The following is a 20893-nucleotide window of genomic DNA, read 5'->3' as shown; positions in this document are numbered from 1 at the left end:
GACCTGTTTGACTGGGCATAATCCTTTTTTCAGGTAGTCCAAAGCAATTCAACTAGGAGATTACAATGAAAAAACTGTTCCAAACCAGTTCGTTAGTTTCCGTGCTCAATGTATCCGATTACACAGTGGCTCTGACATGGTACAGCGCATGGCTTAGCAAGCCCGATGAAACACCGATGGACGGAATGGCCGAATGGCGTATTGCCGACAATGCCTGGCTGCAACTGGATGCTACTGCAGAAACGGTAAAGCCCTCGGCGGCCATTATCGGCGTGAATGACTTGGCCGCCTGCCGCACCGTGTTGCTGGAAGCAGGAATTGCCGTTGGCGAAATCCAAGATTGGGAAGTGGTATTAAGCTGCGATTTGCACGACCTCGACGGCAATAAGATTTCGCTGGCACAAATCATCAGCCAACAATAAGGCTACCTGAAACCATGACCACCACCGACTTCATCCAAATCATCGGCACCGCCGCCTTCGCCGTGTCCGGCTACCTCGTCGGTTACAGCAAACGGCTCGACGTACTCGGCGTGGTCATCACCGCCTTGCTCACCGCCGTGGGCGGCGGCATGATGCGCGATGCGCTGGTAGGGCGCATACCGCAGGTATTCCTGCGTACCGACGCACTTACCGTTGTGTTTGCGACCCTCGTTATTGCTTGGCTACTGCGTGTGCAACGCTATCGCCGCACCTACCTAACAACCGCCTTCCTCATTGCAGATGCCGTTGGTTTGGCCGCCTTCAGCATCACCGGGGCACAAATCGGTATTGCCCTACAATTAAACCTGTTTGGTGTCATCATGCTTGCCTTCATAACCGCCGTGGGCGGCGGCATTGCCCGCGATATTTTGGTAAACGATGTACCCGTTATCTTGAGTGCAGACCTTTATGGCAGCGTCGCTATTTTGATTGGCGGCCTGATGTATGTTTTCGCGCACCTTGGCTGGATCAATGCCGTTACCCTGCACCTACTGTTCGCTGCAGGCCTCGCCCTGCGGTTGGCTGCCTATCATTTTCACTGGCAGCTTCCCGGCTTCCAGCCGCGCAGAAAATAGCGGCAAAAGGCCGTCTGAAAGATAGAATCTAGGTTTTCAGGTAGCCTCTGCCCCAACCGGAACCCCTTTTACAAACCGATTAACCCTTCTTCAATAGAAAGACCCCTTATGACCTGGGAAACCGTAATCGGACTGGAAATCCACGTCCAACTCAATACCAAATCCAAAATCTTCAGCGGTGCATCGACTGCGTTCGGTGCGGAACCCAATGCGCACGCCAGCGTGGTTGAATGCGCACTGCCGGGCGTGCTGCCGGTAATGAACCGAGAAGTCGTTGAAAAAGCCATCAAATTAGGCTTGGCTTTGGATGCGAAAATCAATCAGAAAAACGTGTTCGACCGCAAAAACTACTTCTATCCTGATTTGCCAAAAGGCTATCAAATCAGCCAGTTGGATTTGCCGATTGTCGAACACGGCAAATTGGAAATCGTGGTCGGCGACGATGTGAAAACCATCAACGTAACCCGCGCGCACATGGAAGAAGATGCGGGAAAATCCGTGCACGAGGGCTTGAACGGCGCGACCGGTATCGACTTGAACCGCGCCGGCACGCCGCTGTTGGAAGTGGTATCCGAACCTGAAATGCGTTCCGCCGCCGAAGCCGTTGCCTACGCTAAAGCTCTGCACAGCTTGGTAACCTGGCTGGACATTTGCGACGGCAATATGGCGGAAGGTTCGTTCCGCGTCGATGCCAACGTATCCGTCCGTCCGAAAGGTCAAGCGGAATTCGGCACGCGCCGCGAGATTAAAAACCTCAATTCCTTCCGCTTCTTGGAGCAGGCGATTAATTACGAAGTGGAAGCGCAAATCGAGATTTTGGAAGACGGCGGCAAAGTGCAACAGGCAACCATGCTGTTCGACCCTGAAAAAGGCAAAACCCGCGTGATGCGTTTGAAAGAAGACGCGCACGACTACCGCTACTTCCCCGACCCCGATTTGCTGCCCGTCATCATTTCAGACGACCAGTTGCAAAAAGCCAAAGAAGAAATGCCAGAGCTGCCGAAAGAAATGGCGGCACGTTTCGTGGCGGATTACGGCGTATCCGACTACGACGAGCGCCTGCTCACCGCCAGCCGCGTGCAGGCTGCCTATTTTGAAGAAGCCGCCAAAGAGAGCGGACAAGGCAAGCTGACTGCCAACTGGATGAACGGCGAACTCGCCGCCACGCTGAACAAAGAAGGCATGGAACTTGCCGACAGCCCGATTACCGCTTCGCGCCTTGCCGCTCTGGTAGGCAAAATCGCCGACGGCACATTAAGCAGCAAATTGGCGAAAAAAGCCTTTGAAGCCATGTGGGCAGAACCTGAAGCCACCATCGCCGAAATCATCGAAAAACACGGTTTGCAACAAATGACCGATACCGGCGCGATTGAAGCGATGGTAGACGAAGTGCTGGCAAACAACGCCAAAGCCGTGGAACAATTCAAATCCGGTAACGAAAAAGTCCTGAATGCGATTGTGGGACAAGTGATGAAAGCCAGCAAAGGCAAAGCGAATCCCGCGCAGGTGCAGGAATTGGTTAGGGCGAAGTTGGGGTAAAGAGAGTGTGCAGGCTGCTTTTGTCAAGCGAAAAGCAGCCTGCACACCAATCATTCAGAAAAATACCCGTCCGCACCGATATTTTCAGACGGCCTTCCCGTCAAAATACAGTGGTTTCAATACACGAACGGAAACCAACGCAATCTGCCTAATAAAGGATAAAACATGAAAATGTGGACACTGCTTTTGGCTCTGCCCCTCTCGATGACGGCAGCCGCCGAACCGTCTTACGGCGGTTATTCGGGACACGGCGGAATGACGGCCTATGACATCGCCCCAAATGTGTACGAATACCATTACGACCACGGTTTTACGGGCGAAGACGCGATGGGATGGAAACCCGAACTGCAATTTATTTGGTCGCGCTTCGGTGCAGCCGAAGCCTGCGGCCTTCCCTATGACAGCGAAGCGGCATTGGCGGCATTGCAGCAAAAATACGGGCATGACCGCTTCGTACACGAAATCAATGGCGTCAGTTTTCATGCCGCACAAGCTAAAGCCAATGCAAATTTCTGCACACCGAAACGGGTGCAGCAACTTAAACGTGAATTGTCCGAAATTAATAGTAGATTAAAATTAAAATGATACAAGGCCGAAACGCCGCAGCATTGCAGTTTTAATCCGCCATACACTTCAAACCCGCACTTTATTTTGCCGAAATGCAGGCACTCATCGACACCACCGCTTGGTGGCAGGGCAAACCGAACGGTTTTAAAGGCCGTCTGAAAGCAGGGTATAGGCTTTAATTTTGTTAAAGCTTGATTTTCAGACGGCCTTCAAGCCATTACAAATCAAGGAATAAGATGAAAATAATATTACCTGCAGTGCTATTGCTGGCAACGGCTTCTTCGTTTGCAAAGAATTACGCCGATCAGCCTTTTACCCCTCAAGCAGTGCAGGATGTATTGCATTGCAAGGCGTCATCGTTGGATTTTTCGCGTTGGATTCCGGAAAATTTCACCGGTTATCTTGATCCGAATGAACGTGCGGAAGAAGAAAATGTGGGACGTTTTGTCAATAAGATCGACAATATTACTTACCGTTACCGCTTGCCATTTAAGGTGCACCTTGCCAATCCCTTAGATGGAAAAGAAGTAGAAGGGCAGTATGTCGCTATTCGCAACAACGCCATCTATTTGGAAATTGATTGGCCGCAATATCCCAACCTGCATTCACGATACCGTCAGAAATATCAGGAAAACCTTCAAGAGCTGATGCAACAGATAATGGGACAAAATATCATTTCTAAAACGACAGCTAAAAAACGGGATACATTGGGTTATGATGTCCCTGCTGACGAAAAATCGATAACAGACCCTGGTGAGAAAGTTAAGATATTGAAATATTTTGGCTTTGCTGCTGTCTTTAAAGCAGATGTACTAAAGGGTGATTCAGATAGAGGCTATATCGGCTGCCGTTATCCGTTGTAGGCTGTATTCCGAAGATGAAGGCCGTCTGAAAGTTGATTTTTCAGACGGCCTCAATGCAAGAATAGCATCAGCCAATTGTAGAAATTGAATTATTAAAAATATATTTTGTCATGCAGATTACGGTTTGCCCTGCATTATGTATATTTTGAAAAATAATGGGAAAGGATAATTATGCCAGCGGGAGAAATTCTATTTTAAAATGGTTGGATATGACCAATTCTTTGAATTTATCCGAGAATACCCAAATCATCGTTTATATCCTTTGCGCAAAACTCGAAGTCGGAGATATTTTTCAAGAATACAGGCGGGTGATCAATAAATTTTTCTCCGTCGATTTCATAAAAACTTGATTTTTCCATATCCACTAAATTGGCAGCTAATTTAATTTTTCCCAGGAAAAATTTGAATCCTTCATCCTTAATTTTCAGCTTGGCAGGGAAGAAGTCCAGTTCATTTTTTAATGTCACAGCCAATTTATAAGTAAAATTTTCAGAAAACAATAACATTTTGGGAATGGTTTGAACGTAATCCGTTTGGTGGATGTTTGTAGAAGTATAGCCGCTTTGAGCAATAAAAACAGCTTCGTTTGTATACCTGCCTTCATTATAATTAATGAAATTGATAATTTTTCTATTTGCCTGCTTTAAGTCCGCATACGCATCTTTATTGTCTACGGCAGAATATATTTGATAAATATTCATTGTCCATCCTTTAAGATTAACATCCACCCGTCTGCTTTCAGACGGCCTCATTTATCCGAGCCAATAATCATGATCAACCTATCAAACAATGAAGCATTAGGCGCAGCTGCCATCGCCGCACATAAATTTTCCTTTAAAAATAGAGAGTATCTTATACGGCCACAGCTTTGCGGCTGTTTTCATTGTTTAACCATCTTTCATTCGACAGAACTGAAAGAAGATGACTTTCTGTCGGAAGACGACGGACAGTATACTGCATGGTGCCCTTATTGCGGCATTGATAGTATAATCGGGGAAAATTGCGGGTATGAAATTACCCCGAAATTATTGGCAGCGATGAAAGACTATTGGTTTTAAAAGATATAAAGTATAGAGTAGGGCTTTCAGACGGCCTCCAAATATTAAATGATCAAAAGAAAAAATGACTGAAAAATTTAAAGGCCACATTGTGAAGTGGCACGATGAAAAAGGTTTCGGCTTCATAAAATGCCAAGATTTATTGGAAGAGATCTTTTTTCATATTAGCCAATATAAAGGGCGGCAACGTCCTGAAATCAATGAACAGGTGGTGTTTGCCTTAGGCAAAAACAGGCAGGGGAAAACGCAGGCTTTGCAGGTGCAAGAATGGCTGTTTGTACGCAAACAAGAGCGAAAACATGAGCATTGGCAACAGCAGCAAGACGAATTTGAGCATAATCGCCAACTTTTTACTGTTTGTGCCATCGCTCCCCATATCTTATTGGCGGCTGCTTGGTTGATTGGAAAAGTTCCGACTGTATTGCCATTGTGGTACGTTATATTAAGCCTGATGACTTTTGCTGCCTATGCCAAAGATAAATACGCTGCGGAAAACGGCAGCTGGCGCACTCCTGAAAATACGTTGCACTTGCTTAGCTTGTTTGGCGGGTGGAGTGGTGCATGGCTGGCGCAAATTTGGCTGCGGCATAAATCAAAGAAAACAGAATTTCGCAGAATCTATTGGCTGACTGTCTTGGTTAACTTGTTGCTGCTTTTCTATTTATTATTTTCCCCATCAGGCCATCGCTGGCTTAGCATTTAGGGGTAACTTTTATTTGTAATTGGGTAGGAAAATTATAAGACTACTAGATTTTTGATGTGAGGACTTAATATTTTTCTTACTTGTTAAGTATAAACGGCAGCTGTTGCTTCTCCGCAGCTGCCGTTCATTTGACTATGCCGTTTTAAAACGTATAGCCTACCTGAAAACCGCTTGCCCATTTCCTTGATTGGAAAGATTCAGGCTTTTTCAATGCACGGCCGGTAAATATATCGTAATGCAGGTTACCACCGAGCTTCATCTGCCCGCGTATCCCAACTGCTGTGCCGGCTAAAGTTTGGCCCGATAACCATTGGGCGGATTGTCCTGAAACATGTCCTACATCAGCCCCAAAATAAAGCTGATGGCCTGGTTTAAATTGCCAGCTCAAATCGTTGCGCCAATACCATCCCCGCTCGGCAGACAAACTCATTTCACCGTCGAAGCCACGTACGGTGTGGCGTCCGCCGATGGCCAGTTTGTCTTGCGATGTTAACGGGGTTTTGTTCCATTGTGCGTGAACAGATGTATCGTAGGCAAATAGCTGGTTACCGATTTGAAAAGGAATGTTTACATCAGCCGATGCCATCCAAATTTTCATACGTGACGAGCCTTCGTTAAAGGCTTCTTCAGGCGCGCGCAGAGCATCTTTCATGCCGGTGCCGCGTTTATATTTCAACTTAAAATCTGCCGTACTGCGGCCGATATATTCTTTGTGGGAAAGTTCTGCCAACCAACCTGCAGTTTTACGCCGTTGTACAGTCAGTTCGGCATCATCAATGTAACTTTTTGTTTCCCTCGTCCACAGTTTTACACCGAGATAGGTTTTGCGTTTGGCATCACGATACAACAGGCGATTAAAGCCGAAATCAGTATTGTAACTTTTTCCATTATAGTCATAGACTTCCGATAATCCGGAAACTGCCTGATGGTAACGGTAGCCGTTGTGATTGAATGCCCATGTCCATTTGCCGAAAGGGGCTGAATAATGTACGGCGTAATTGTTTGATCCGCCTTCTTTGCGATGGCCGTCAAAACTTTCCTCATCGGGTGTGCCACCAATTGAACGTCCATAATTTACATAGAACATATCACTCAGTCCAAAAGGATTGTCGGCAGAGAAAGTGATATTTCCTTGGTATTTTCCTGTCGCCTTACTACCCGAATTATCCACACCCACACTCACACGGTAGGGCAGCAGACGTTGCCGCCATTGCACCACGACATCACTTTGGTTTGGTTCGCCCTCTACGGGAACGATTTGGAGATCGGCTTCCGCAGTCGGGAGACGTTTGAGATTTTCCAGTCCTTGTTCCAAATCACGCAGATTCAACAGATTGTTCGAGCGGGTGGGAAATTTGTTTTGGAATGCCGCAATACGTCCTGCATGGGTTTGATCATCGTTAGACCTATCGATTCGTATGGAGCGCAGATAGCCCGGCATCAGGGTTAATTGAAGCTTGCCACTATTCAAATCCTGTGGGGCAGCCAAGATACGGGTCGTGGTATATCCCCTGCCGATCAAAGCATTTTGTGCTAAAGACATGATTTGATTAATGTTGCCCGCATGCAGACACTTGCCGGGAACAAAATGTGTTTGGCGCAAGGCATGGTTGAGCGCAAACCGAAATTTAGCCGCTTCTTCACCCACCAATTCCACCTCAGAAATAGGAAAGCAGGGGCTTGCCTCATCCGAATTTGCATCGCCTACCTCTGTTGCCATCTTCTCCATGCCCGTATTGGTACCATCCAAACGAACATCTTGTTCCGGCTGCATCTGTTCACGCAGTTGCTTCTCACGTTGACGTTGGAGAATATCCTGTTGTTGTAAAACAGCTTCAGGTGTGGGTGCGGCTGATGTTGGGGTAGGGAAGGCAGCCATCAATGATAGGACTAACAGTGATAAGGGATGAAATACATTTTGGGAGGAAAAGAAAGGTTTCATAGGATTGGTCTAAGTAATGTAAACGGGCAATTATAGCAATGAACAAAAACAGACAAAAAGATAAAAAACACTAATGCTATGAATTTTGCTTTAACTATATGATCTAAAAAAGAGAGGTGTAAGATTTGAAGCCGTCTGAAAAAGGAGTTGAGAATTAGATTATTTTTTCAGACGGCCTCTTATGATGGCAGACGTTAAAAACAGAGTTATCCATATTCACACATTATAGGGTGCTGGAATAACTTGTGGGAGGATTTTATTTTTGTTTAGGCCGGAAGGCGTGGCAAATGGTAATATCGGTTTCAATGAAGCCGCCGCCGATTAAATCCACACAATAAGGAATGGCGCCGAATAGGCCTGGTACAACGATGCTGCCATCTTCCGAACGTACGCCGCCCAATGTTTCAGCAATGGCTTTCGGTCGGCCGGGTAGATTCACAATCAGGCTGTTGCCACGAACACCTGCTGTTTGGCGTGACAAAATGGCTGTGGGTACATAATGCAGGCTGATACGGCGCATTTGTTCGCCAAAACCGGGCAGTTCCTTGTCTAATACGGCTTGTGTGGCTTCGGGTGTGATGTCGCGTGGTGCCGGCCCTGTGCCGCCGGTGGTAAAGATCACATCGCAATGCTCTTCATCTGTCATATGGATAAGCACGCTTTTGATTTCGTCTTGATCGTCAGGAATAAGGGCTTCTACATAACGGATCGGATTGAGGACGGCTTTGTCAAGCCAGCTTTTGAGTGCAGGAATTCCTTCATCGGCATACACGCCGCTGCTGGCGCGGTCACTGGTGGAAATTAGGCCGATGGTGATGGTAGGAAGTGTGTTCATGATAATAGCAGACTCAAAAGATAGAAAACTGCATTGTACCTGATTAGCTGTATCTGTTGTGGGTGTTGGCAATGTGCAAAATAGCAGGACTTAAAATACATATCTTCAGGTAAAGGCTAGCTTGAGAAGTTGTCTATAAAAATCATTTCTCAATAAATGTACTCAATCTCAAATAGGATGATATTCTGATTATCTCCTCATTATTGTTCTGCTCAACAAGTAGTTAGCTATGAATGAAATCTTGTGCATAAATTGCCTCAACCGCTTTATTTCCTATTGACGGAGAATTTAATAAAAAATGCCTGTCTGAAAGTTTCCTCTCAGACAGGCATTGCTCTTCACTAAGTTTTCAGACGACCTTAACCTGCCGGTTCGTCCATCCAATCTACTTTGCTCATCTTGCGCACAATCACCCATTCGTCGCGGTTGGAACCTACTGTACCGTAGTAGTTAAAACCGTAGGCAAGTTGGGCGTAGCCGCCAATCATGTGGGTTGGTTTCAGAATGGCGCGGGTTACCGAATTGTGGATGCCGCCACGTTTTTGTGAAACCTCGCCCGCTGGGGTATGGACAATTTTTTCCTGTGCGTGATACATCAGGATCATGGTCTCGGGGATGCGTTGGCTCACCACGGCGCGACAGGCAATGGTACCGTTGGCATTAAACACTTCTACCCAGTCGTTATCGACAATTCCGGCTTTCTTCGCATCGACTTCGGAAATCCACACGTTCGGTCCACCACGGAACAGGGTAAGCATACGCAGATTTTCCGAATAGGTACTGTGAATACCCCATTTTTGGTGAGGTGTGAGGAAGTTCAGTGTAATTTCCTTGTTACCGTTGGGGTATTTGCCCAGCAGTTTTTTGGTGGTTTTAAAATCAACGGCAGGTTTGTATACACACAAGTGTTCGCCGAAATCCCGCATCCATTTGTGGTCTTGATAGAACTGCTGGCGGCCGGTAATGGTACGCCACGGGATCAGTTCGTGTACGTTGGTATACGCCCAGTTGCTGTTCGTACAGGTCTTGCGGATTTTCCACTGACGCGGCTTGTTCGATTTTGTCTGCATCGTACAGCAGTACGCCCAAATAGCGGATGCGGCCTACGCAGGTTTCGGAACATACGGTCGGCTGGCCGCCTTCGATACGCGGATAGCAGAATGTACATTTTTCAGCTTTGCCGGAAGTCCAGTTGTAGTAGATTTTTTTGTAGGGGCAACCGGATACGCACATACGCCAGCCGCGGCATTTGTCTTGGTCAATCAGTACGATGCCGTCGTCTTCGCGTTTGTAGATGCTGCCTGACGGGCAGGATGCCACACAGGTCGGGTTCAAACAATGCTCGCACAGGCGCGGCAGGTACATCATGAAGGTTTGTTCGAACGCAGCGTGCATGTCTTTTTGAATGCCTTCAAACAGTACGTCTTTTGCACGTTTTTCAAATTCGCCTGCCAAATCGTCTTCCCAGTTCGGACCCCATTCCACTTTGTCCATTTTTTTGCCGGTGAGCACAGAGACAGGACGGGCGGTCGGCGGCGTTTTCATTTTCGGCGCGTTTTGCAGATGCTCGTAATCGTAGGTGAACGGCTCGTAGTAGTCGTCGATTTGCGGCATGTTCGGGTTGGCAAAAATATTCGCCAAAATCTTCAATTTGCCGCCTTGTTTGGGTACCAGTTTGCCGTCGGGTTTGCGTACCCAGCCGCCATTCCATTTGTTTTGGTCTTCCCAGTTTTTCGGAAAGCCGATGCCGGGCTTGGTTTCAACGTTGTTAAACCACGCATATTCCACGCCGTCGCGCGAAGTCCAGACGTTTTTACAGGTAACGGAGCAGGTGTGGCAGCCGATACATTTGTCTAAGTTCAGAACCATGCCGACTTGTGCTCTGATTTTCATGGTAGTGTTCCTTTTGGTTTGGTTTTCAGACGGCCTGTCTAAATAAGCCGTTTGAACATAGCCGTTAATGATGGGGCGGTAACGGTAGCTTGTTTTAAAAAGATTTTTGACGCTTAGGAGTTTATAGGAGCACACACAAGAAAAATATGCATAGAAAGCGTAGCCCGAGACAGCAAAATAAGGGGAAAAGGCTGGCTGAAAGAGTGAAAGTGCATACTACTTTGGAAGTATCGGGCGAGGGCGTGAAAATGCGTTGCGTTTGTCTTCTTGAAAATAAGGAAGGCCGTGAAAAGAGTCGGCATCATGGCCATAAAATTGAAAACGCGTATGTAAATAAGGCAGTCTGTTGGGCAGAGGTGATTTTTTAAGGCAGGCTTCGATTACCGGATTGATTGATCCAGGCAAGAACGGCATCGCTATCTGCGGGCAATTCTCCACCCTGTCCGCCCGAAAAACTTCTCCAGTCCGGCAGGTATTTGCTGTGCAAGGTGGTCAAAACGGGAATGCCGCAGCTGACAGCGGCAAGGTATTCCGACAACAAGCCGCGGTTATCAATTTCGGCATGGCCAAATTTATTGATTACCACCAAATCCACACCTTCCTCTATGGCTTCACGAATCACTGAGCCGGCAGTTGCCAATGCGCCGGAGTCCAGTTTACAGCCGTCCGCATGGCGGCCGAGATTTTGGAAGATGGGAAAGCACCGGCCGTCTGCAACTGAAGCCAGTTCCGAATTGCAGTGCCTACCGTTGTCATCTATCGGATTTAGTAGGCCGGCTACACGCCATCCGTCTTGTTGCAACTGACGGACCGCTTGCCATAATGCCGTTATCGCAGCGTCGCCTTCATCGGCGTATACCACGGCAGCAATGGCATAGTCTGATCGTTGTTCCATATGGTTTGACATCAATATGCTTTCAAAGGTTGTGATAAGGCATCTCTGGAACCGGAGGACACTCTCCTGTTATTAGAGTCTTGGGGCAAATCATGCGATGCCGTTGTAAATGATAAAACGTTAGAATCTTTTGGAGCTATTGTCCGTAGGTACTAGTCGGGAAATGAGGACTGATGCAGTTGTTATCGAAAATAATAAGGAATGCACAAAGTTTGGCAAGTAAAAGGCCGTCTGAAACGGATTTCCGGCTTTCAGACGGCCTCTTGTCAAATAGTACGGGATTCCAGGGAAAAGCTATCCTTGCCTATGGCACATTAGGCATATTGCTTCATTAATTCATACACGGGAACCAGCCACCCCTCGTCTTCCAATCCTGTCGGATAATAGCTTTCCAGCAGTGTTTTACCATATTTATTTTTATGATGAACGTCTCCACCTTTATCTAGCATCATTTTTAATATATCCAAACGATCGGGAATATATCCGATCATGCCTAATGGGATGGACTTGTGTTCGTGGTTTTCAATGTTCGGATCCGCTCCGGCTTCCAGCAGCACCATGGCCGCATCCCCGTTTTCTGCCTGCATCGCGTAATGCAGCGGCGTCATGCCGTAGATGTCTTGGGCGTTTACGGGAACGCCTTTGTCTATGTAAAACCGTATAGTCTCAGGTGATGACGGAGTCCAAATATTAGCCCTATGCAGGCTATTCCATTTTTCATCAGGAGAAATACGGAATGGATCTAATTTCCCCTCGCTTTCCGCCTTTTGAAGGAAAGCAATATCACCTAACTCTTCAGCTTCCGCAATTTTTTCTTCAAAACTGGGAGGTTTTAAATTATTTACCATTTAAAAGTTCCTCATATCTTGTTTAATTGCACTCAAATCACCCCTACCCGTTTTTTCAAACCTGGGGAAAGGCCGTCTGAAACCGTATTTGTTATTTTCAGACGGCCTTCTTTCAAGCAATGGGGGCGAGGACACAATTGGTTTTGCGGAATTTCCAAGCCAACGTGGGCGCTGCACATACTTCATGGGGAGAATTTGCTCAGGCTGCGACTTGCTAATCCAATGTCTGCGTATGCAAATCATGACTCGCTCGGATAATTAATAAATAGTCGGGCACTGTCTAAATTCATTCGGACTCCATTAATAACTTCAGGCTTAGATGCTTCAACTGCCAGTGGATAAAATTCTTGAAATCCGCCTTCACCAAATATAGCTTCATGTATTATGGCCTTGCCGAACTCATACATAGCCAAACGGGAGGAGAAAATAAAATTAACATATTTATTTGATTCATTGAGTTCAATATATAGTTGGTGTTCATTCTCGATTAAATAAATATCGGAAGGTATATTATCTCCATCTTCCGTTAATTCTATATTTTTATTAAGTTCACATTTCATTTTTTTGTTACTCCATCTTTACCCCACCAAGTAAATCCACCTGACGAAGTAGGAACAATATGCAAGTTTTTAATCGTTTTTATACTGCCATTAGCCTTGGGAATTTGTACCTCAATATTTCGTACCAGTTACACAGGCTGCGCTTGTTATACTTATTCATCGGCTATTTTGGAATACATATGCTCCACGGCTTTAGGTGATAGTGGTGCTTTACACTCGGTGCAATAATCTTTATTAAATGGAGAAATTCCTCTTGAATAAGTTAAATTATTAGCATCAATCTCAAATGATTTGCCATTAAATTTTTGAAAAGAATGGCAATATGGACATATGCTGGCAATCGGAATATAAATAATACAAAAAAGTAATCCAACAACCCAATATATAGTAAATATAATAAAAAAATATCTTTCTTTAAGAAATTATTGTTTGTAACAATTTCTTGGAGGGTTGCCGCACCAGATATACAGGCTACGGAAATAAAAAAAATCTTAGGAATTAACATTCTTTTTTGAAATTTTTTCGCAATATACATTGCTTGTTCTTTGTCATCTAATTTTTTCATATCTTTTACTTCTTCTGGTTAAAATATCCTATCTCTATTCCTAATTGAGGTTTGGTTAAAAGAGTTTCTCTAATAATTCTTCCGTTTTCTTGAATTAGGATTATATTAGTAAGCAAAAGGCCGTCTGAAACGATAATTTTCAGACGGCCTGTATTTATGCTTGGGTAGTACTTCAACAAAAAGCACAGCTGTCGATGTGAAAGCTGACTTTTATGGAAATAAATAACCTATTTCATTGAAAAATGGTTTTAGTGGTTGCATTCTGTAAATTCTATCATTAAATGGTGCTAAAACGACCTAAAACTTTATTTTCTACATTGCTATTTAATACTAAACGAGTTAAAAATTTATCTTTAAGCCAAAATTACAGCGATATTTGAGACTGAATTATCATGCCTGTCAGAAAAATTCCCAAAAATTACCGCAATATCACCGGAATGGCCGCCCATTCTAAGTCTGTAGGCTGCGCAGCTTATGAATCTTCTTTGGAACGGGATTTCCTTAGTTTATTGGAGTTTTGTCCCGATGTAATCCGCTTCGAGGTACAACCGGTTTCTATCGAATGGTTTGATGATTCCGGCAAAAAGCATATGTACACACCTGATGTTTTGGTGCACTACAAACCTAGTCGGCAACCTGTTACGATAATTCTCTATGAAGTCAAATACCGAAGCGATTTGAGGAAAAACTGGTCAGTATTGCAGCCAAAATTTAAGGCAGCAAGAGCATTTTGCCGACAAAAGGGCTGGATGTTCAAACTGGTCACTGAAGTTGAAATTCATACAGTCTATCTTCAAAACGTGCGATTTCTGCTGCCCTATATGCGGAATGCCGTTGTGCATGAATATTACGAGCCATATATGATACTACTTGACCAAAAATTAAAAGAGCTTAAAACAGCTACTCCGAGAGAGCTAGTTGCAGCTGTTTTTCAAGATGAGTGGAATCAGGCAAAGATTTTACCAGTGTTATGGTATCTAGTGGCCGTAGGAAAAATCGGTGCAGATTTGAACCTACCGCTGACGATGAATTCTACATTATGGAGAAAGCGATGAATACCGGAAAGGCTGTGTTAGATATTCGACCGGGAGCAATGGTCGAATTTAACGGGATCTGCTGTGTAATTACAAACATTGTGGATTTGGACACGGTTTTGCTGACTGAGGTAGAAAGCCGTAAAACTTATCAAGTTAAAGTGGCGGAGTTGTCCTCCATAACGAATGAACCTTCTTCCGCACAAGATTTAAATACCATTGATGCACAAGAATGGTCCATAGCAACAAAACGTTTTGAGATTATCAAGCCTTTACTAGACAATAAAAAACGGACGAAGAAAGCCGTTGAAGAAAGAGCTGTACAGTTTGGTGTTCATGCCAATACCATTTACCGATGGCTTCGAAAATACCACGAAACAGGTTTGCTGACGGGTTTATTCAAACAACACCGAAAAGACAAGGGCCGTTACCGTATTGACGACAATGTCGAAAAGATCGTCCAATCAGTTATTGAAAAAGAATATCTGACCAAACAAAAAAAGCCAGTTCAACAAATAATTAACGAGATCAAACGGCAATGCTTGGATGCAGGATTTGCATATCCTCATAACAATACTATCCGTGCCCGTATCAGCAAGCTGGATCCTCAATTTAAGATAGCGAAAAGACAGGGAAAAAAAGCTGCTGAGGAGCAATTTAAACCGGCTGAGGGCAGTTTTCCCAATGCGGACTTTCCGTTAGCAGTCGTTCAAATAGACCATACCAAACTAGATATTATTTTGGTTGATGATGTTTACCGTAAACCAATTGGTCGTCCCTGGATCACAATGGCAGTTGATGTGTTTAGCCGAATGATTCCCGGATTCTATATTTCCTTTGATCCACCTAGTGCATTATCGGCAGGATTGTGTCTGGCTCATTCCGTACTGACAAAAGAAACATGGCTTGCCCAGCATGAAGTGGAAGGCTTGTGGCCGTGTTGGGGATTACCGCGAAAAATCCATTTGGACAATGCAAGAGAATTTCACGGTAAAGTATTGGAAAAAGCCTGTAAACAATACGGCATCGACATTGAATGGCGTCCGGTGGCACGGCCACATTTCGGTGGCCATATAGAGCGACTGCTGGGTACGGTTTTACAGGAAATTCACACTTTGCCCGGTACGACTTTTTCCAATGTTGTCGAACGTAGTAATTATGATTCCGAAGACAGTGCAGTATTTACACTGTCGGAATTTGAAAAATGGCTGACAATTTTCATTACTGGTGTGTATCACCAGAGAATGCATTCAGCATTGGGTATGTCGCCGCTGGCCAAATATAGAGAAGGCATATTCGGTACTGACTCTCTTCCGGGAACAGGTATGCCGCCTAAAGTCCTAGATGAAACCAAATTCCGATTGGATTTCATGCCTTTTGAGATGAGAACTGTCCAGCAATATGGCGTATCCATCCATAAAATTCATTATTGGCATGATGCACTTCGCACTTGGATTGGTGCAACAGAACCGGGAAACCCGAAAAGAGCCCGTCAGTTTGTGTTTCGATTTGATCCCCGTGATCTCAGCGTAATCTGGTTTTTTGACCCTGAATTGAACAGCTATTTTTCTATCCCTTATCGGGACAGTTCCCATCCAGTTATGAGTATTTGGGAATTAAGGGAAATCAACCGCCAACTCAAACAGGAACACAAATCCAACATTGACGAAAGAATGATTTTTTCAGCTTATGGCAAGATGCGCGAGATGGAAGAACAAGCTCAAGGCAAAACCAAAGCGGTACGCAGAGCGATGCAACGACGTAAAAACGAAAGTATTGCTATAAGCAAACCAGTTTCCAAAGATAATAATGGTATCAACAATACCGCCACTGCTTTTCCGCAAACGGATTTGCTGGAGACTGAAATGTCTTTTGAAAATGTACAGCCGTTTGACGACTTGGATGATTTGTCATGAAATATCCTCATTTGCACAAAAAAACCGCCACATATTTGGATGCTGACACAGAGGAACGCATCTGGCACATCCGTTCGCCGCATTGGATAGGTTATCCCCAAGCTGAGCACATTTTGAACAAACTGGAAGATCTTTTGGTTTATCCCAAAATCCACCGTATGCCGAATCTTCTGATTGTCGGAGATACCAATAACGGTAAAACCATGCTGGCTCACCGTTTTTTGAGAAAACATCCTGCTGACCAAAATTTGGATGGTGACAGTGTATTAGTTCCTGTACTGCTGGTTCAGGCTCCACCTGTTCCGGATGAAGGAAGATTTTACAATACCATTTTAGATGCAATCTTTGCACCATATAAATCGCATGACAGAATAGATAAGAAGCAGACTCAAGTCATACACTTACTCAAACGTATGCAAACTAGAATGCTGATTATTGACGAAATCCATCATATCTTGGCTGGTAGCATGAACCGGCAAAGGGCTTTTCTGAATGTCATCAAATATCTAGGAAACGATTTACAAATACCGATTGTCGGTATAGGCACTAAGGATGCTTTCCGTGCGTTGCAAACTGATCCGCAGTTATCCAACCGATTCGAACCGGCTGTTCTGCCTAGATGGAACTTAGATAGAAATTTTCTTCGGTTGTTGGTTAGCTTTGAAAGAATGATCCCCCTGAAAAGACCGTCTGAACTGCAAACGAGAGAACTTGCCGTCAGATTGTACAATATGAGCGAAGGATATATTGGAGAGCTATCTCGGGTACTGACAGAAGCTGCCGCAACTGCTGTACAAAATGAAACGGAACAAATAAATCATGAAGTGCTTGATTCAATCGGCTGGGTAACACCTACTGAGCGGAAGCGGCAAATAGACAAACTGGCTTAGATATGTCTGACTTATATCTTTGGCCAGCACATCCCCATCCGTATCATAATGAATTACTGTCTTCATGGCTGGTTCGAACGGCACATGCGAACGGACTAAAAGTTCAGACATTTTGCAACTTAGTCTTTGGGAACAATTATGAGATATGGAATCGGGACATTGACAGATATATTCCAGAGTGGATAGTTACAAAGCTAAGTGAAAAAAGCGGAATAAATGCGGAGAAAATCGATAGAACTTCACTACGGCGTTTTCAGGGCACTTTGTTTGATAAAGTACGTCCATCAGGACATCTGACGTGGGTAAACAGTTTGCAGATATACCATCGGAAACGCGTAGGATACGGTTTATTGTTCTGTCCATTGTGCTTAGCAGAAGACTATGAACCTTATTTTAGGGTGTCATGGCGTGTTGCCTGCTATACCTTTTGCCCAAAGCACAAAGTGATACTTCACGACAGATGTTCACATTGTGGTGCGGGTGTTGCATTCCATCGGCAAGAGATGGGAAATATGCAAGAAACAGCGTTTCGGCCCCTCAAATTCTGCTGGCAGTGTAAAACCGACTTGGCTTGTACAGAAACACAACCCGTTACAGCTTGGAGTGGTAATACACTTGAACAATGGCGAAGGCTGTTAGTTTGGTTGGAACACTACCCGGTAGAAAGTTCACAAAACAGTTATAGAGACAGTTTGAAAATATTGCACCACTTTGTCACGCTATTAACTTCACAACGACTGGCACCGAAATTATATTCCTATTTATGCCTAAAAACCGGTTCACAACCACAAAAAATTGACAAAAGCAAGCGTACAGCATGGGAAAGCAGAGAACTGATCGAACGCCACCATACTTTGGATTTATGTTGGTGGCTGATCGATAATTATCCGGACAATCTCTTTCAGGCATGGAAAGATGGTGTTTTGCGCTATAACCATATGCTGAAAGATTTTGATGATTGTCCAGACGAGTTCAAAAAGCTGATTGATGTTCTAAACCGAAATATAAGAAAAGAGCTTTATCGTAAGACTATGTTTTGAAAATTATTGAATTCATTATCAAGACAAACAGAGGTACGCACTCATTTTGATTATTACAGACTCCTGAGTAAATCCAACATTGCTGCCACATCATATGCACCTTCGAGCCGCTCTTGATCAAACACCATCATATAACGATATTTTCTCCCATCGTTCAGTGCATTGGCGGCCTTTTCCCAATCCTTGCCAGCCCGGATCCTATCTTTACTACCAGCGCCATCCAATTGTTCACCTTTAGTTTCCAGCGCCACCACCGTGCCTTTTTCCGTTAGCAACACAAAATCAGGAAAATGATTAATAAAGCTGTTGATACAAAAGCCTTTTTTACTTTCGTTTCGATGCCACCAACGTAAATTTACTCCATTATCTTCCAAAATTTTACGCAAAATCATGGTTTCAAAATCACTAATCTTACCCTCTCGTTCATACAAACTCTTGCCTAATGAAGTTGCCAATTCAGTTGGAGCAATAGATGTCTTGAATGAATACATTGCTTGCATCATTAATGCGTCTTTTTCACGCTGCCTGAAAAATTCTTGTTCTGCATAATTACCTGCTAAACCGTCAATTTTCTTCTTAATAACTTTGTAGTATTGGTCAATATGTTCAAAACAATGTTTACGTTGTGCATCAGTCATATCTTCCACAATGCGACGGAAATATTTGCGCACATCATTATCATCAATCGGATAGAATACTCGTTTTCCAGCCAGTTGAAACAAACTTTCCACCAAACTCCTCTGCTGCGTTTCGTCTGATTGATTGGCAAATAAATTCAGTAATTCCTGCTTTTCCTGATTTTTCAGAGGGCTAAATTCTACTTCACGTTCGTTTTTAAATTCACTGGTGTAAACCACCCCGTTAATCTGTCCAAAATCAATGACGGTATCACATCTTCCCAATGGGAAATCTATCAGTAAATTAGTTCTGTCAAACAACACCACCTCGTTAAACAAACCATTATCCAAATGAATTACAAACTGTGGCAAACGGAAATCTGCCATCATTTCGGTAAATTCAGGGCGAATGGGGTACATCGTAATTTTCTCCTGCAACTCCGTTGGTGGGGCATTCATGGCAGTAGCAGCTTGTGCCTGTTCACCAAACTCAACATTGGCAGCAACAGTTTGTATAACCAATTCGGTAATTTGTTCGGCAACAGGATTATCAGCCACCTGTTCACTCATATTGTTAGGAAGCTTGAATGTCGGTGATACGTTAAAATCGTCTATGTCGGGCAGTTCATGAGCAGTCAACGTCAATTCAGGTTGTGCAACATCTGGCGTATTTTTAGGTGGCATTTCTGTTTGAGCAATACGGTAATCCTCACGGCTAAACCCTGCATTAACCAAGCCCATTTCCAAACTTTTGAGTGTTTCGTGAAATTTCTCACTAGACGTAAACACGAAACTGCTGTTCAACAGTTTTTTATTATGCCAACGGGCATAAGGTTGTCGCAGCACACGTCCGACAATTTGAGTAACATCAACTACCGAGGATTTATTTGCTAAATTGGCCAAAATATATGCGAACGGACAATCCCAGCCTTCTTTGAGTGCATTTACGGTAATCACAAAACGAACTTCACAATCAGGTGACAACAGATCCACATTTTTCAGTTCATTGATTTCGCTGGTTTTAATGGCGATCTGATTCTCTGGGATACCAATATCCAACAATTGCGCTTTCACTTTTTCAAACGTGATTGTGTCTTCTTTACTTTTAGGCTCAGCTTGGAACAGAATGATTGGGCGGATATAGGCACCACCTTTTGTTTGCTCAGCCAGCGCTAATGCCTCCAAATTGTGCCGTAACGTCAGCGCAGCCATCATTACGTCACTTTGGCTGTTTTGCTGGCTTACCATCAGAGGCAGTTTAATCATCTGTTCGCTGTGCAACGCCATTGCATCAACATAGCTAATGATATTGCTGTTCTCATGCGGCGTAGCAGTCAATTCCAGCACGAAACACGGATTCAGATTCAAAAGCATTTCTTCCGACAACGGCGTACTGGCATTATGACTTTCATCCACTATAATCACCGGATTCATCGAACGCAGCACGTTAATCAGTGCCGTATCATCAAACTCTGTTAACTCATTTTGAGACAGCCTAAAAACATCAAACGAAGCCAGGTTCGGATTTTCCCGAAATGCACGCAGTGTCTCTTTGCTACGGCCTTTCAGGCTATCAAACGTCATTACGATAATGGAAATGCCGCGTACCACTGAATCCGCGTCAAAATCAGTACCGCGCAACACCTGCTCTTTATCCAAGATATTAACGTGATTACCGAAATGCACCGTTAATTTCTGTCGATATGGGTGCGCAAGATCGCGCAGATTCGCCAACGTCTGCGATAAAATGGATTCAGACGGCACCAGCCACACCACTAAACGCGCCTGTCGCGCCGACAACTCACGAGCCGCAAAAATCGGCTGCAAAGCATTCACGGCAATAAAGGTTTTTCCTCCAGCCGTCGGCACTTTCAGGCACACTCTCGGTACCCCTATTACTTTATCGTGATACGGTACAATTTTATCTACTGCCAGCGGAAAACGGGCGTGCATTTTCCAATAATCGGCAAATGCAGTTTTCAGACTGATTGAATCCTCCAGCACACGCAAAAATGCTTCCAGATCATCAATTACATTTTGCTGATATTTCTTTAGTTCCATTTTTTATCCT

At 44.4% G+C, this 20893-nt stretch carries 19 protein-coding genes and 2 pseudogenes; 11 read left to right on the top strand and 10 right to left on the bottom strand.

The genetic code is table 11. The features are described from left to right. The first annotated feature begins 65 nt into the window (after positions 1–65). The 5 genes from BM261_RS00960 (at position 66) to BM261_RS00940 (ending at position 4026) form a co-directional block, all read left to right on the top strand. Positions 66–422, top strand: a complete 357-nt coding sequence (locus BM261_RS00960) for a VOC family protein (protein ID WP_074894289.1) — start codon at positions 66–68, stop codon at positions 420–422. Between the two features lie 14 nt (positions 423–436). Next, complete coding sequence (locus BM261_RS00955; RefSeq protein ID WP_049248432.1) at positions 437–1057, top strand: trimeric intracellular cation channel family protein; 621 nt, start codon at positions 437–439, stop codon at positions 1055–1057. Positions 1058–1150: 93 nt separating this feature from the next. Continuing rightward, on the top strand, positions 1151–2596 hold the full coding sequence (gatB, locus tag BM261_RS00950) for an Asp-tRNA(Asn)/Glu-tRNA(Gln) amidotransferase subunit GatB (protein ID WP_256205698.1): 1446 nt from the start codon (positions 1151–1153) through the stop codon (positions 2594–2596). Positions 2597–2761: 165 nt separating this feature from the next. Then, positions 2762–3181 (top strand): hypothetical protein, encoded by a 420-nt coding sequence (locus BM261_RS00945; RefSeq protein WP_074894285.1) that lies wholly within the window; start codon positions 2762–2764, stop codon positions 3179–3181. Between the two features lie 218 nt (positions 3182–3399). Beyond that, a complete protein-coding gene (locus tag BM261_RS00940; protein WP_074894283.1) occupies positions 3400–4026 on the top strand; it encodes a peptidoglycan-binding protein in 627 nt (208 codons plus the stop codon). 227 nt (positions 4027–4253) lie between these two features. On the opposite strand, the gene BM261_RS00935 is transcribed toward BM261_RS00940, so the two are convergent. After that, complete coding sequence (locus tag BM261_RS00935) at positions 4254–4727, bottom strand: hypothetical protein (protein ID WP_240317897.1); 474 nt, start codon at positions 4725–4727, stop codon at positions 4254–4256. 69 nt (positions 4728–4796) lie between these two features. On the opposite strand from BM261_RS00935, the gene BM261_RS00930 reads away from it, so the two are divergent. Beyond that, positions 4797–5084, top strand: a complete 288-nt coding sequence (locus BM261_RS00930) for a hypothetical protein (RefSeq protein ID WP_074894281.1) — start codon at positions 4797–4799, stop codon at positions 5082–5084. Positions 5085–5148: 64 nt separating this feature from the next. Then, complete coding sequence (locus BM261_RS00925; RefSeq protein WP_074894279.1) at positions 5149–5787, top strand: DUF1294 domain-containing protein; 639 nt, start codon at positions 5149–5151, stop codon at positions 5785–5787. A 142-nt stretch (positions 5788–5929) separates the two neighbouring features. On the opposite strand, the gene BM261_RS00920 is transcribed toward BM261_RS00925, so the two are convergent. The 8 genes and pseudogenes from BM261_RS00920 to BM261_RS00880 form a co-directional block, all read right to left on the bottom strand. Next, positions 5930–7666, bottom strand: coding sequence for a ShlB/FhaC/HecB family hemolysin secretion/activation protein (locus BM261_RS00920; RefSeq protein ID WP_074894277.1), 1737 nt, complete (start codon positions 7664–7666; stop codon positions 5930–5932). Positions 7667–7985: 319 nt separating this feature from the next. Beyond that, positions 7986–8564, bottom strand: a complete 579-nt coding sequence (gene mog / locus BM261_RS00915) for a molybdopterin adenylyltransferase (RefSeq protein WP_074894275.1) — start codon at positions 8562–8564, stop codon at positions 7986–7988. Positions 8565–8923: 359 nt separating this feature from the next. Beyond that, positions 8924–9565: pseudogene (locus BM261_RS00910) on the bottom strand (molybdopterin dinucleotide binding domain-containing protein); the annotation flags it as partial. Continuing rightward, positions 9561–10457, bottom strand: a pseudogene (gene narH, locus BM261_RS00905) (nitrate reductase subunit beta); the annotation flags it as partial. The pseudogenes BM261_RS00910 and narH, both read right to left, overlap by 5 nt. A gap of 364 nt (positions 10458–10821) precedes the next feature. Next, entirely contained in the window at positions 10822–11364 is a 543-nt protein-coding gene (locus BM261_RS00895) for a DUF2478 domain-containing protein (protein ID WP_083426620.1), read from the bottom strand. 302 nt (positions 11365–11666) lie between these two features. Continuing rightward, entirely contained in the window at positions 11667–12200 is a 534-nt protein-coding gene (locus BM261_RS00890) for an ankyrin repeat domain-containing protein (protein WP_074894266.1), read from the bottom strand. A gap of 239 nt (positions 12201–12439) precedes the next feature. Further along, positions 12440–12760, bottom strand: coding sequence for a hypothetical protein (locus BM261_RS00885; RefSeq protein WP_074894264.1), 321 nt, complete (start codon positions 12758–12760; stop codon positions 12440–12442). A gap of 262 nt (positions 12761–13022) precedes the next feature. Further along, the gene (locus BM261_RS00880) at positions 13023–13325 is read right to left on the bottom strand and encodes a hypothetical protein (protein ID WP_083426619.1); all 303 of its coding nucleotides are present in this window, start codon (positions 13323–13325) and stop codon (positions 13023–13025) included. Positions 13326–13717: 392 nt separating this feature from the next. On the opposite strand from BM261_RS00880, the gene BM261_RS00875 reads away from it, so the two are divergent. Genes BM261_RS00875 through BM261_RS00860 form a run of 4 tightly spaced genes read left to right on the top strand, consistent with a single transcriptional unit; the run spans position 13718 to position 18205 of the window. After that, entirely contained in the window at positions 13718–14380 is a 663-nt protein-coding gene (locus BM261_RS00875) for a heteromeric transposase endonuclease subunit TnsA (RefSeq protein ID WP_074894262.1), read from the top strand. Then, on the top strand, positions 14377–16275 hold the full coding sequence (locus tag BM261_RS00870) for a Mu transposase C-terminal domain-containing protein (RefSeq protein WP_240317896.1): 1899 nt from the start codon (positions 14377–14379) through the stop codon (positions 16273–16275). Before BM261_RS00875 ends, BM261_RS00870 begins: the two co-directional genes overlap by 4 nt. Then, positions 16272–17165 (top strand): TniB family NTP-binding protein, encoded by an 894-nt coding sequence (locus tag BM261_RS00865; protein WP_016687574.1) that lies wholly within the window; start codon positions 16272–16274, stop codon positions 17163–17165. The genes BM261_RS00870 and BM261_RS00865 overlap by 4 nt, the downstream gene beginning before the upstream one ends. Before the next feature lie 2 nt (positions 17166–17167). Then, the gene (locus BM261_RS00860; protein ID WP_074894258.1) at positions 17168–18205 is read left to right on the top strand and encodes a TniQ family protein; all 1038 of its coding nucleotides are present in this window, start codon (positions 17168–17170) and stop codon (positions 18203–18205) included. 53 nt (positions 18206–18258) lie between these two features. On the opposite strand, the gene BM261_RS00855 is transcribed toward BM261_RS00860, so the two are convergent. Beyond that, positions 18259–20883 (bottom strand): DEAD/DEAH box helicase, encoded by a 2625-nt coding sequence (locus BM261_RS00855; protein WP_074894256.1) that lies wholly within the window; start codon positions 20881–20883, stop codon positions 18259–18261. Between the last annotated feature and the right edge of the window lie 10 nt (positions 20884–20893).

Origin of the sequence: Neisseria elongata subsp. elongata (genome assembly GCF_900113545.1) — a bacterium.
GTDB classification, from domain to species: Bacteria; Pseudomonadota; Gammaproteobacteria; order Burkholderiales; family Neisseriaceae; genus Neisseria; species Neisseria elongata.
This window is presented reverse-complemented; position numbering and strand designations above follow the sequence as displayed.

Coding starts and splice junctions, on each gene's coding strand:
- BM261_RS00960 (WP_074894289.1), top strand. CDS start 66: ATGAAAAAACTGTTCCAAACCAGTTCGTTAGTTTCCGTGCTCAATGTA.
- BM261_RS00955 (WP_049248432.1), top strand. CDS start 437: ATGACCACCACCGACTTCATCCAAATCATCGGCACCGCCGCCTTCGCC.
- BM261_RS00945 (WP_074894285.1), top strand. CDS start 2,762: ATGAAAATGTGGACACTGCTTTTGGCTCTGCCCCTCTCGATGACGGCA.
- BM261_RS00940 (WP_074894283.1), top strand. CDS start 3,400: ATGAAAATAATATTACCTGCAGTGCTATTGCTGGCAACGGCTTCTTCG.
- BM261_RS00935 (WP_240317897.1), bottom strand. CDS start 4,727: ATGAATATTTATCAAATATATTCTGCCGTAGACAATAAAGATGCGTAT.
- BM261_RS00930 (WP_074894281.1), top strand. CDS start 4,797: ATGATCAACCTATCAAACAATGAAGCATTAGGCGCAGCTGCCATCGCC.
- BM261_RS00925 (WP_074894279.1), top strand. CDS start 5,149: ATGACTGAAAAATTTAAAGGCCACATTGTGAAGTGGCACGATGAAAAA.
- BM261_RS00920 (WP_074894277.1), bottom strand. CDS start 7,666: ATGGCTGCCTTCCCTACCCCAACATCAGCCGCACCCACACCTGAAGCT.
- mog (WP_074894275.1), bottom strand. CDS start 8,564: ATGAACACACTTCCTACCATCACCATCGGCCTAATTTCCACCAGTGAC.
- BM261_RS00895 (WP_083426620.1), bottom strand. CDS start 11,364: ATGTCAAACCATATGGAACAACGATCAGACTATGCCATTGCTGCCGTG.
- BM261_RS00890 (WP_074894266.1), bottom strand. CDS start 12,200: ATGGTAAATAATTTAAAACCTCCCAGTTTTGAAGAAAAAATTGCGGAA.
- BM261_RS00885 (WP_074894264.1), bottom strand. CDS start 12,760: ATGAAATGTGAACTTAATAAAAATATAGAATTAACGGAAGATGGAGAT.
- BM261_RS00880 (WP_083426619.1), bottom strand. CDS start 13,325: ATGAAAAAATTAGATGACAAAGAACAAGCAATGTATATTGCGAAAAAA.
- BM261_RS00875 (WP_074894262.1), top strand. CDS start 13,718: ATGCCTGTCAGAAAAATTCCCAAAAATTACCGCAATATCACCGGAATG.
- BM261_RS00870 (WP_240317896.1), top strand. CDS start 14,377: ATGAATACCGGAAAGGCTGTGTTAGATATTCGACCGGGAGCAATGGTC.
- BM261_RS00865 (WP_016687574.1), top strand. CDS start 16,272: ATGAAATATCCTCATTTGCACAAAAAAACCGCCACATATTTGGATGCT.
- BM261_RS00860 (WP_074894258.1), top strand. CDS start 17,168: ATGTCTGACTTATATCTTTGGCCAGCACATCCCCATCCGTATCATAAT.
- BM261_RS00855 (WP_074894256.1), bottom strand. CDS start 20,883: ATGGAACTAAAGAAATATCAGCAAAATGTAATTGATGATCTGGAAGCA.